This window comes from Kitasatospora sp. MAA4 (assembly GCF_029893355.1).
Taxonomy (GTDB): domain Bacteria; phylum Actinomycetota; class Actinomycetes; order Streptomycetales; family Streptomycetaceae; genus Kitasatospora.
In genome coordinates this window covers 191,366-203,082 of sequence record NZ_JARZAI010000006.1, presented here as the reverse complement: position 1 = coordinate 203,082, position 11,717 = coordinate 191,366, and the positions used below count along the sequence as shown (strand labels likewise).

At 71.0% G+C, this 11,717-nt stretch carries 9 protein-coding genes and 1 pseudogene; 1 reads left to right on the top strand and 9 read right to left on the bottom strand.

Annotated elements, in window-relative coordinates:
* Positions 1-24: 24 nt before the first annotated feature.
* The gene (locus P3T37_RS11000; protein WP_280723325.1) at positions 25-993 is read right to left on the bottom strand and encodes an aldo/keto reductase; all 969 of its coding nucleotides are present in this window, start codon (positions 991-993) and stop codon (positions 25-27) included.
* Positions 994-1,109: 116 nt separating this feature from the next.
* On the opposite strand from P3T37_RS11000, the gene P3T37_RS10995 reads away from it, so the two are divergent.
* Positions 1,110-1,295, top strand: a complete 186-nt coding sequence (locus P3T37_RS10995) for a hypothetical protein (RefSeq protein ID WP_280723324.1) — start codon at positions 1,110-1,112, stop codon at positions 1,293-1,295.
* Between the two features lie 21 nt (positions 1,296-1,316).
* Here the strand turns inward: P3T37_RS10995 and P3T37_RS10990 are convergent, their stop codons facing one another.
* The 8 genes and pseudogenes from P3T37_RS10990 to P3T37_RS10955 all read right to left on the bottom strand — a co-directional run bounded on the left by P3T37_RS10990 (position 1,317) and on the right by P3T37_RS10955 (position 11,307).
* The gene (locus tag P3T37_RS10990; protein ID WP_280723323.1) at positions 1,317-2,267 is read right to left on the bottom strand and encodes an endo alpha-1,4 polygalactosaminidase; all 951 of its coding nucleotides are present in this window, start codon (positions 2,265-2,267) and stop codon (positions 1,317-1,319) included.
* A 23-nt stretch (positions 2,268-2,290) separates the two neighbouring features.
* Complete coding sequence (locus P3T37_RS10985; RefSeq protein ID WP_280723322.1) at positions 2,291-3,019, bottom strand: spherulation-specific family 4 protein; 729 nt, start codon at positions 3,017-3,019, stop codon at positions 2,291-2,293.
* Positions 3,016-3,894, bottom strand: coding sequence for an NAD(P)-dependent oxidoreductase (locus P3T37_RS10980; protein WP_280723321.1), 879 nt, complete (start codon positions 3,892-3,894; stop codon positions 3,016-3,018). Before P3T37_RS10980 ends, P3T37_RS10985 begins: the two co-directional genes overlap by 4 nt.
* Before the next feature lie 122 nt (positions 3,895-4,016).
* Positions 4,017-4,721 (bottom strand): annotated as a pseudogene (locus P3T37_RS10975) (sugar phosphate nucleotidyltransferase); the annotation flags it as partial.
* 158 nt (positions 4,722-4,879) lie between these two features.
* A complete protein-coding gene (locus P3T37_RS10970; RefSeq protein WP_280723320.1) occupies positions 4,880-5,872 on the bottom strand; it encodes an SDR family NAD(P)-dependent oxidoreductase in 993 nt (330 codons plus the stop codon).
* Positions 5,873-5,910: 38 nt separating this feature from the next.
* Positions 5,911-7,449: a hypothetical protein gene (locus tag P3T37_RS10965; RefSeq protein ID WP_280723319.1), complete on the bottom strand. Its 1,539-nt coding sequence runs from the start codon at positions 7,447-7,449 to the stop codon at positions 5,911-5,913.
* Entirely contained in the window at positions 7,422-8,957 is a 1,536-nt protein-coding gene (gene pelF / locus P3T37_RS10960) for a GT4 family glycosyltransferase PelF (protein WP_280723318.1), read from the bottom strand. Before pelF ends, P3T37_RS10965 begins: the two co-directional genes overlap by 28 nt.
* A gap of 139 nt (positions 8,958-9,096) precedes the next feature.
* Positions 9,097-11,307, bottom strand: a complete 2,211-nt coding sequence (locus P3T37_RS10955; protein ID WP_280723317.1) for a hypothetical protein — start codon at positions 11,305-11,307, stop codon at positions 9,097-9,099.
* Positions 11,308-11,717 lie beyond the last annotated feature (410 nt).

The window sequence follows — 11,717 nt, the reverse complement described above, 5'->3', positions numbered from 1 at the left end:
GACAGGGCCCCGGTCCGGTTCGGGTCAGGCCGAGGCGGCGTCCAGCAGGGCCAGCTCGTCCGCCGTCAGCTCCAGCGTGGCGCCGACCAGCAGCGGGGGGAGCTGCTCGACCGTGCGGGCGCTGGCGATCGGCGCGGCGACGGTCGGCTGCGCGGCCAGCCAGGCCAGCGCCACGCCGGCGAGCTCGACGCCGTGCGCCGCCGCGACGGTGTCCAGTGCGTCGAGCACCCGCGGGCCGCGCGGCTCCTCCAGGTAGCGGCCGGCGCCCTGGGCCCGCGCGCTCTGCACGGCCGGGCCGCCCGGGCGGTACTTGCCCGTCAGGAAGCCCGAGGCCAGCGCGGAGTACGGCAGCGCGGAGAGCCGGTGCTCGGCGGCGACCGCGGCCAGCTCGCCCTCGTAGCTGTCGCGTGAGACCAGGTTGTAGCGCGGCTGGATGGCGACGTACTTGGCCAGGCCCTCCCGGTCGGAGAAGTCCAGCGAGGCGGACAGCCGCTCGGCGCTGATGTTGGAGGCGGCTATCTCGCGGACCTTGCCCTCCTTCACCAGGGCGTCCAGGGTGCCGATGATCTCGGAGACCGGCGTGTCCAGGTCGTCGAAGTGGGTGTAGAGCAGGTCGATCCGCTCGATGCCCAGCCGGCCCAGCGACTTCTCGACGGTGGCCCTGATGTTCTCGGCCTTCAGGCCCTTGGCCTCCGGGTGGGCGCCGACCTTGGTGGCCACCGTGATCGAGTCCCGGTTGCCGCGGGAGCGCAGCCAGTTGCCGATGATGGTCTCCGACTCGCCGCCCTTGTTGCCCGGCACCCAGGCCGAGTAGACGTCGGCGGTGTCGACGAAGTCGCCGCCGGCCGCGGCGTAGGCGTCCAGGACGGCGAACGACTGGGCCTCGTCGGCCGTCCAGCCGAAGACGTTCCCGCCGAAGGAGAGCGGGAAGACGGTGAGGTCGGAGGTGCCGAGCGTCACACGGCGGCGGGAGTCACGGTGGTTATCGGTCATGAACGGGAGCAACGAGCCGGGGGCGTCGGCCATTCCGCGCCGCGCGGCGGACCGGAAGATCTTCACGCCGCTGTCGCAATAGCATGCGCGGGCCGAAGTTCGTTAGAGTCCCAGCCATGGCTGAGAACTATGAAGACCCCGCCGGCAGCACCCAGATGTTCCGCGCCTTCGTGGAGACCCCGGCGCCGCAGGCCCCCGGCAACGTCTCCGTGCACCGCAGCGGCAACCGCAGCGGCATGATCGCCGTCGTGGCGATCGTGGCCGTGCTGGTCGTCGGCGCGGTGGTCTGGCTCGCGATCTAGGGACCCATCAGGCGCGGGCCGTCAGCACGGCTCGCGCCACGCGTCCAGCTCCAGGTGCTTCTCCATCGAGCTGAGCTGGAGCTGCTTGGACTGGGCGCAGTACTGCGAGTTCGGCACGTTGTACTCGACGTGCAGGACCGCCTTGCCCGCCTTGATGAACGGGGTGAGCTGGTCGCACTCCTGGAACTCGGCGCACTGCTCGTCGATCGAGAAGTCGAAGTCGTTGACCAGGTCCGCGACCTGGGCGACGTCGTTCTTCAGTGCGACGCCGAGGCCCAGCTGGTGGGCGATGTCGGCCACCATCTTGTTGTACGCCAACTGGTCGGCCGCCGTCAGCGGGAAGCCGGACTTGTTGGCGTAGGCCTCCAGCAGGTCGGGCTCGATCGCGTCGAAGCCCTTGGCCTTGCACATCTGGAAGCGCTGGGTGAGCAGCGGGCGCAGCACGCCGAGTTGGCGGATGTCGAGCCACTTCTCGCCCTTCCACCCGTCGCCGGAGCCCTGCACGGCCTGCGGGAAGGCACCGGCGTCCGGGCGGAAGTTCTCCCAGGAACCGGCGTTGATGTAGCAGATCACCTTGCGGCCCTTGGCGTGCAGCGAGGCGACCACCGAGGCGTCGTTCTCGAAGCCGTCGATGTCGTACACCGGGACGTCGACCGACTGGTCCACCGTGCCGCTGAGTTGCCACTGCCAGGCGGTCCCCGGGGTCGGGTGCCAGTACGCCTGCGGGGTGGTCGTGGTCGGTGAGCTGGTGGTCGGTGAGCTGGTGGACGGGCCCGGCGAGGAGGGCGCGGCGGACGAGGCCGGCGGAGCCGCCGGGGAGGAGCCGGGCGCCGTCGGGGAGATCGCTGTGGTCGGCGAGCCGCTCGCGTCGCCGTCCCCGTCGTCGCCACCGCCGTCACTGCTGCAGGACGTGACGAACAGTGCGGTGGACAGGGTCAGCGCGGCCAGTAGCACGCGGGTGCGGCGCGTCACGGTGAGCACTCCAGGGATCGGGTTCAGGGTCGCAGGTGCGGGAGTGCCGTGGCGGCGGCGGAGGGGGGAGCTTCAGCGGGGACGGGGAGGCCGTAGGGTGCGCCGGCCCAGGGGTTGGCGCCGCCGCCGGCCACCGCGCAGCCCGCACCGGCCCGTCGGGAGGCGATCAACGCGCCTGCCGCGCGCGCTCGTTCGGCGGGGACGTCGTAGACCAGGTGGCAGAACCGGGCGGCCGGGTGGTGGCCCGTCCAGAGCGGCAGCACCAGGGCATCGTACTCGGTCCAACTGCCCTCGAAGGTGACCAGCAGGTCGCTCAGTTCGGGCTCGGCGTAGGCCGGTTCTGGGTGCACGCCGTGGCCCAGCACGACGGTCGCGCAGCCTGCCGCGCGGGCCGCGGTGGTGAGCCGGCGGTAGTGCGGGAGGGCGTCCGCGTGGCTGGCCGCCTGGTCGAAGTAGACCCCGGTGGTGCCGTACCACTGGCGGTAGTTCAGCAGTTCGGCCACCACCTCGGCGTGCGGGCGGCGGCCGTAGCCGGTGTCCACGTACCCGAGCAGGGTGACGCCGGCTGCGCGCAGCCGGTCCGCGGCCTGCTCGAAGGCGGGGTCGGGGGCCGCGCCCGGGCCGTCGGCGATGTTCAGCACGACGCCCCGGACGGCGGACGGCCCCGCCTCCGCGACCGCCTGCCAGGCCGCCGGGTCCACCGCGGGGTGGACGTACAGCGGCACCAGCAGGCGGGATTCGGTGAAGGTCATCTAGCGGTGGCCGCCAGCCAGAGGTCGCGCAGGGTGTCGGCGAGCGGGATGACGGGCTGCCATCCCAGTGCCTTCTCGGCCGCCGAGACGTCGGCCTGGTGCCAGGAGACCGCGGCCGAACGCTCCGAGCCCGCGCCGGTCTCGTGGATCCGGCCGGTGAAGCCGGAGGCCGCCACCAGACCGTCGGCGATCGCCCGGACCTGCTGGGCCTGCCCGGTCGCGACGTTGAGGATCCGCGGGAGCGGCCCCTCGGCCGTGACCGTGAGGGCGACCGCGCGGGCGACGTCCCGGACGTCGACGAAGTCGCGGTAGGCGGAGAGGTCCCCGACCGTGATGTCCTCCCGGCCGCCCAGGGCCTTCACCAACTCGCCCGCCAGCGAGGCCGCCGGCGCGCCGGGGCCCACCGGGTTGAAGACCCGCAGCACCACGGCGTCGAGCTTGGAGCCGGCCACCGCCAGGCTGCCGGCCAGCTTGGTGACGCCGTAGATCCCGACCGGGCGGGTGTCGGAGCTCTCGCTCAGCGGCACGCCCTGCTCGCACAGGCCGTACTCGCCGGCCGAGCCGAGGTGCACCAACCTGGCGGAGGGAGCCGCGAGTTGGAGCGCCTCGCAGAGCAGTGCCGGACCGCGGGCGTTCACCTCGGTCTGGTGGAGCGCGCTACCGGCCACCGCCCCGGCGCAGTTGACCACCACGTCGGGGGCAAGTGCCGCCAGGTCGTCGGCCAGCGTGGAGAGTTGGGCCGTGGTGAGGTCGACCCGCAGGTCGTGGCTGTCCCGGCGCCCACCGGTGACCAGGTCGGCCGCCGGGAGGGCGCGCAGGGCTGTGGCGACGTGCCGGCCGAGGAAGCCGTCCGCGCCGAGCAGCAGGATTCTCATGCGGCCCGCCCGTCAGCCGTGCTGTCGGTCTCGGCCTCGCTCGCCCGGTCGGCGGCCGCTCGGTCGGCGGCCGCGAGCGCGCTGTGCACCGCGTGCAGGCCGTCGCCGATCGGCGCGGGCTCCCGGAGCAGCAGCGAACGGCGCTCCGCGAACTCGGCGTTGGCCCGGTCGTAGTCGTCGGGGCGGCCGATATCCAGCCAGTACCCGTCGAACTCGTAGGCCGACGGCGGGGTCTTGGCCGCCAGCAGGTCGAGCACCAGGTCGTCGAAGCCGAGCGGCAGTCCGGGCGTGTAGGCGGACAGCGCGGAGCGCGAGACGCCGTAGACGCCCATCGAGACCCGGTAGTCCATGCTGGGCTTCTCGCGGAAGCCCGTGATGCTGCCGTCCTCGGTGTCCAGCACGCCGAAGTCGATCTTGACCTGGCGCGCGTAGGTGGCGATGGTGAGCGGCGCCCCACTGGCCTCGTGGTGCTTGAGGATGCCGGAGAAGTCCAGGTCGGTCAGGATGTCGCCGTTCATCACCAGGAAGTTCTCGGGCAGGCGGTCGAGCATGGTGAGCAACGGGCCCATGGTGCCGAGCGGTGTGTCCTCGACGGCGTAGCCGACCCGCAGCCCCCACTGCGAACCGTTGCCGACGTAGGCGCGGATGATGTGGCCGAGGTGGCCGATCGCGAGCGTGACGGTCTTGAAGCCCGCGCTGGCCAGTTGGCGCATCACGATTTCCAGGATGGCGTGCTGATCGCCGATCGGAACCAGCGGCTTGGGCAGTGCCGTGGTGTACGGCCGGAGCCGAACGCCCTTGCCACCGGCCAGGATCACTGCGTGCATGTGGTTCCCCCACAGGTAATGAACGAAAGAGACGAGCGGACAGGGTGCGAGTGCGGCCGGAGGGGCAGGTACCGGCCGCGTGGCACTGTGCTCTCGGAACCGGGTGGGCCCGCGAGGACCCGGCCTGGTTCGGACGGTTCAGATGGTGGTCGTTGGCGTCAGACGTTGTAGATGTCGGTCTTGTAGCGGGCCAGGTTGCCCGGCTCGCGGAAGAAGGCGATGGTCTGCTCCAGCCCCTCCTCCAGCGAGTGCGCGGGCGCCCAACCGGTGGCCGTGCGCAGCCGGGTGGCGTCCGCGACCAGCCGCATCACCTCGGAGTTGGCGGGGCGGATGCGCTGCTCGTCCTCCTTGACGGTGACGTCCACGCCCATCAGCTTGCCGACCAGGGTGACCAGGTCGCCGACCGAGATCTCGCCGCCGGTACCGGCGTTGAAGGTCTGGCCGACCACCGTCTCGGCGGGCGCGGTGCCCACCGTGTGGAAGGCGTTCGCGGTGTCCTTGACGAACATGAAGTCGCGGGTCGGACGCAGGTCCCCCAGGGTGATCTCCCGCTCACCGGCGGCGAGTTGGGCGATCACGGTGGGGATGACGGCCCGCATCGACTGACGCGGTCCGAAGGTGTTGAACGGGCGCAGGGTGACCACCGGGGTGGCGAAGCTGGCGTGGTAGGAGTCCGCCAGCCGGTCCCCGCCGGCCTTCGAAGCCGAGTACGGGGACTGGGTGTTGATCGGGTGGTCCTCGGTGATCGGCACGGTCTGCGCCGTTCCGTAGGTCTCGCTGGTCGACGTGTGCACCATACGCGGGATGTCGAGGTGGCGGACGGCTTCCAGCACGTTGAGCGTACCGGTGACGTTGGTCTCGATGTACGAGTGCGGGGCCTGGTACGAGTACGGGATGGCGATCAGGGCAGCCAGGTGGTAGACCGCCTCGGTGCCCTTGACCAGCCCGTTCACCGACCCCGGGTCGCGCACGTCGCCGAGGACGATCTCCACCGAGCCGAGCGTGTCGCGGTCCAGCGTCTCCAGCCAGCCGAAGGAGGAGAACGAGTTGTACTGGACCATCGCCCGGACGTGGTGACCGTGCGAGACGAGCTTCTCGACCAGGTGGGAACCGATGAATCCCTCGGCTCCGGTGACTGCGACAGTACTCATGACGTGGAATGCCCTATCTGTGGTGTGGTGGCGAACAGTCAGCGGTGCGTGGTGGTGCGCCCGAGGACGACCGTGGCGAGCAGGAAGAGCAGTACGGCGGCTGCTCCGCAGCCGTACAGCTGGACCTGCAACGGATCGGCCCCGGTGAACAGGACGGCGGACTCGAAGGCGGCCGCCGCCAGGCAGAGCCCGGCGGTGCGCCAGCTCAGTCCGAGCGCCTGGAGCAGCAGCGCCATCCAGAGCGTGGCGGCGAGCAGCAGCAGGGCGCCCAGGCGGGGCGGGTCCACCAGTGGGGTGTGCGGCCACAGCCGGGTCGCCGCCAGGTCCAGCGCGCCGACCACGGCCAGGTAGCCGAGCAGGCAGCCGGCCAGCAGCAGTACGGTCCGGCGGCGGAACCCGCCGGGGCTGTGGCTGGTACGCAGCGCGGCGGTCGCCAGGCTGCGGTACCGGTACAGGAGCCACTCGGCCAGGCCGAGGCTGAGCGTGAGCGCGACCATGGCGGCCCCCGTGCCGCCGCCCGCCACCGGCGGGTCGGACGGTCGGACGGCGTGGTGCACCGTCGCCCCGAGCCCCGCCACCAGCGTGAGGGTGCCGACGCCGAGCCCGAACAGGCCCGCCGCCGCGATCTCGTGCCGGGGTGGTTCGCTGCCGCCGGTGACCGCGGTGGTCCGCAGGCAGCGCACCACCTGCCAGACGGCCAGCCCGAGCGCGCCGGCCAGCGTGGCGAGCAGGATGGCAGCGCGCACCACGGTCGGTAGCGGCAGGGCCAGCACAAGGCCCGCGCCGACCACCGATGGCGCCAACGCGGCCAGCAGCAGACGTTCCTGACCGAGCACCAGGAGCACGGTCGCAGCCCCAAGGTACGCCGACTGACCGCCGGTGAACCAGAGCGCCGACCGCGGCCCACCCAGCAGGTAGCCGAAACCGGCCGCCAGCAGCGCGCCGCTCGGCGCGCCCACGGCCAGGGCCCGTCCGGCCGAGCGCCGATCGACCCGGCTCAGCCAGCTGTACGCCCGGTGCGCCAGCGCCTGGTTCCAGGCCCAGCTCAGCAGGGTGGCACCTGCCATCGCGGCCATCCCGGAGGGCATGCCGAAGCGCATCCGGTGGACGGCGAACAGGTCGGCGCCCAGCAGGTAGCCCAGGCCGGGCAGGGCGAAGACCAGGCCGCGCAGCGCGCAGCGCCAGGGATCGGCCCGCCACGGGTCGACCGCTGCCGCGGGGGTTCCCGGGTAGCGGCGGTCGACCTTGGCGAAGAGCTCCTCGGCGAGCGTGAAGGCGTCCGGGCGGCCGTAGTTCAGCGCGGCCTGCTCGTCCGTCAGACCGTCCGACTCCAGGAAGGCGGCGATCTCGTAGGGGTGCACCGCGTCGGCGCAGATGTCGGCCAGCCGCTCGGCGAGCTCGTCGATCGGGTCGGGGGAGAGCTCGGGGGAGGCGGTGGCCGTGCTCTCCAGGCGCGGCCGCTTGCGCTGGCGCGGCAGCGAGCGCAGCTGCATGGTCTCCTCGGCCCAGCCCGGGGTGCCCTCGTCGGGGACCAGGCGCAGCGGGCCGCTCATCCGCTTGCCTCCGCGCGTTCCCACCAGCCGTAGCCCACCTCGGGCTCGGCCGCCGTGGCACCCGCCAACACCGGTACGGGCTCTGCCGCTTGGTCGACCGCGACCACGGTGTTCGGCAGCCAGCGGCGCTCCCCCAGCAGCTCGGTGTAGATCCCGCGGAAGCCGTCGATGTTCTGCCGCAGGGTGAACTGCTCGATCACCCGCAGCCGGGCCTGCGCGCCCATCAGGGCCCGTCTCTCCGGGTCGCGCAGCAGCTCCAGCGCGGCCTGCGCCATCGGGGCGGGCTCGCGCGGCGGCACCACGAGACCGGTGTCGCCGACCGCTTCGCGCACGCCGCCGACATCGGTGGAGACGGTCGCCCGGCCCGAGGACATCGCCTCGATCAGGGTGAACGGGAAGCCTTCGCTGATGCTGCTGAGCATCACCACGTTGCCGGCCGCGTAGGCGTCCTGGATGTCCTCCACCCGTCCTTCGAAGACCACGGAGTCGCCCAGACCGAGCTCCGCGGCCAGGGCTATGCAGCCGTCCCGGTAGCCCTCCGCGCCGCGCGCGGTGCCGCCGAACATCCGCAGTCTGGCGTCCGGCATCTCCTGCCTGACCAGCGCGAACGCGCGGATCAGGGTCTCCAGGTCCTTGATCGGGTCGACCCGTCCGGCCCAGCTCAGGGTGGGGGTGGCGGGCTCCGCGCCGGCGGCCGGGAAGAGGTCGGGGTCCACGCCGTTGTAGACGGTGCGGATGTTGTCCGAGGGCGTCCCGCCGCGCTCCTCCCACCGACGGTTGTACCGGTTGCCGGGGGTGACCAGAGCGGCGCGCGAGTAGCTCTCCTCGGCCAGCATCCGGTAGAAGCCGAGCAGCAGGGCCTTGACCGGCCAGCGGTAGGGGCCGGTCCGGTAGCCGAGGTAGCGCTCTCTGAGGTAGATGCCGTGCTCGGTGAGCAGGAAGGGCACCGCGAACTGCTGGGCCGCTATCAACCCGGGCAGCGCCGCCAGTCCGCCGCTGACCGCGTGCGCGACCCCGTCGTGGGGCGGTTCGACGGACAGCGGGCGCAGCGCGTGCTCCAACAGGTCGGTGGCGTGCAGGGCGTCGTGCAGGGTGGGCTGGGCGGCGGCGGTCGGCAGGTAGGCACGGGTCCAGACGTGCTGGAGCGTCTTGAGGGCCGGCTCGCTGCGCAGCGCGGCGCTGAGCAGGCCCTGGCGGGCGTAGTCCGCGAAGCCGTACAGCTCGGTGCCGAAGTGGGTGGTGTAGACCGGGTCGAGGATGGCGTGCAGGAAGCGCTCGTACGCGTCGAGGAACCGTTTCAGCGAACGGCCGCGCGGCGGCTTGCGGTCGTCGGCCGGGCCCCAGAGCGGGGCCGGGGTCACGCTGCGGACGTTCGCCGGAAGCTCCCAGGCCAGGCCCTCGTTGCCGCTGCCGGTGACCGCGATGATGTCGAACTCGACATCGGGCATGCCCTGGACGAGCTGGTCGCACCAGACGCTGACTCCGCCGTGCGAGTGCGGGTACGTCCCCTCGGTGAGCAGGGTGACGCGCATCCTGGCTTCCCTCCCCCTGTCAGGCGCCCGATGGCGGCCGGGCGCTGCATCGGTGGGGACGTGGTGGGCCCCCACCGATGCTTCTGCTTACTGCGTGTTCACCGGGCGGCTGCGGTTGGCGGCCGCCCGGTGCGCACTGCTACTTGCTGGTGTTCGGAACCAGCGACTTGCCCTTGGTGCGCTTGATGTCGCCCGGACCGGCCGGGACCGCCTTGAGGACGCCCTGGGGCACGACGGCCTTCGGCGCGGCCGGGGCGATCTTGACGGTGTTCGCCTTGACGACAGCGGCTCCGCTCGGGGTGTTCGCCGCGCTCAGGGTGAGCGTGACGGAGCCCTGGAACGCGCCCGGGGAGACCCAGCCGGTGAGCGAGCCCGCGTACGGGGCGCCGAAGGCCGTGCTGCCGAGCAGCTGCTTCTGCGTGGTGCCGGTCGGCATGGTCGCCTCGATCTGCACGCCCGAGGGCGCGCTGACCGTCACGGTGCTGCCGATCCGGTAGCCGGTGACCTGGCCGTTGGAGACGGCGCCGGCCCAGGCGGAACGCTTCTGCAGCTCGGTGCCGATGCTGCTCTCGCTCATGTTCACCAGGGGGGTGTTGGTGTTGTACAGCCCCTTGTAGGTGTTCAGGATGCTGTTCAGCACCGGGTAGGCGATCTGGCCCTCGGCGAAGTTGGACTGGTGGATGAAGTGCGGACGCGGGTCGTTGTTCAGCACGTGGCCGAGGTCGATCCGGGTCTCCAGCGGCACGATGTACGAGGTGTAGCCGGTGGCCTCGCTCAGCGGGGCCGGCAGGCAGGTGGAGTTGCCCGAGGTCTCGCAGAGACCGCTGCCGCCGTTGGCCTTGCTGTTGTAGATCCAGTTGTACTCGTCGGTCTCCGTCGCGGCGGTGCTCGCGTTGTAGAAGACGTTCATCGGGTACCGCGGGACGGTCAGCGTGGAGCCGACCGCGCGCTGGGCCGGCTCGCGGGAGGCGTCGCTGCCGGTCCACTTGATGCCGGCGGCGGCGAGCGCGGGGGCGAGGTTCGGGTTGTCGGTGGGCTGCTGGGGCAGCGTCACCAGGCCCGAGTGCTCACCGGTGAGCAGTTCGGTCGGGTCGATCTTCAGGCCCTGCTGCTGGGCCCAGGTGATGTTCTGCTGGATCTCGCTCTGGATGGTCGCTTCGCTGACCCAGATGTCGTTGCCGCTGGCGTCGGTCTGGCACTTCCAGGGCACGACGGTGACGTCCTGCTGGCACCCGAGGAACGGGTGGTCCCAGGTGTGGTTGATGAACCGGAACGACGACTGGTCGGCCAGGAACTTCGTCAGCAGCGGGTCGGTCGTCGTGTTGTTCTCCGACTCCCAGTCCGCACTGCCACCGCCGTTGAACGGGAAGTCGATGGTGAAGTTGTTGGCCTTCTCCCACGCCACCAGGGTGTCGACGTCGGACGGGGTCATCCGGATCGGGTTCAGGTCCGGGCTGGTGTTGGGCGGGCAGGTGACGTCGCCCGGGGTGCACTTGAGGGTGCTGCTCCAGCGATCGTCCGACAGGAAGAGGTCGTCGGCGTGGACCGCGAAGTAGTTCTGGTCGTAGCCGAGGTGAACTCCCTGCGTCACCCAGTCCACCATGCCGCGCGCCAGCAGCCGGAACTGCTGCTGGTACTGGTTGTAGACGAAGGTGACGACCAGTTCCCGGCGGTTGTCGTGGGCGTACTCGCCCACCAGCGAACCGCGCGAGGTGGTTCCCGGGATCGGCGCGTCCACCAGGGGAGTGAACGTGGAGCCGGCGGGCAGGGTGGTCAGCGGGGTGGCGAGGTAGCCGTAACTCTCGCTGACGTTGGGGTCGTTGTCCTCGAAGGGGACGCTCCCCTTCAGGTATCCGAACGGACCCGCGGTGCCGGCGGCGGTGACGCCGCCCTGGGTGCCGTCCAGCGTGCCGATGTAGCCGGGGTTCTGAGCCCAGTTCAGGCCGACCGAGGGCTGCGCGTAGGTGTACGCGTCGATCTGGCGGATGCCGAAGGTCGCCTCGTACGTGGCGAGCGCGGTCATCTCGGCCGAGCCGGTGCCGAAGGGGTTGTCGTTCGGAAGCACGACGCCCTCGAACTTCGCCCGCGGGGCGCCGTTCAGGGTGTCACTGAGGAAGGCGGCGTTGATCGTCGGACGGTTCGGGTCCGAGAGCTTCACCGTGGTGTACGGGGTGCCCTCACTCGTCAGCTCTGCGGCGATGGCGGCGGTGGCCGGGCCACCGTCGTCCACCAGCAGCACGGTGAGGTCGATTCGGTTCTGTGCCGCGGCGTGCGCGGTCACGGTCTGCAGACCGGCAGCCAGCAGACCGACTGCCGCGCAGGCGGCAGCGCGACGGGTCGCTCGACCCATAGTTCGGTGTTCCTCCCCTGAGCAGGGCAGACGACCCCGACGTCCACCCCGAATGATCATTTTCGCGTCCCCCGTGCCGCACGAAAAATCGGTGCGGTTCACTTGCGACCATGGTGGGGCAGAAATACCCGGGCATGCCGCCGAACGGGTGAGAGGACTGCAAATCTGTCACAGATGTTCACGTCGGCGCCATGTTAGGCACTAACTGTGAGTTAGGGAAGACTTAATGGAGCAGGATTTTGCAAGTCCATGACATGTTCTGCTCCATAGGCACGTCACCTGCGGGAATATGACGTGGACAGTGTCAAGAGTGCCCAGCTGATGTGATGAACACTCACCGGACGTACAGGTTCGTACCCTTGTCTGGTAGATACAGCTGAAGGGAGCGGTCAGAGTGCTCTGCCCCCCCT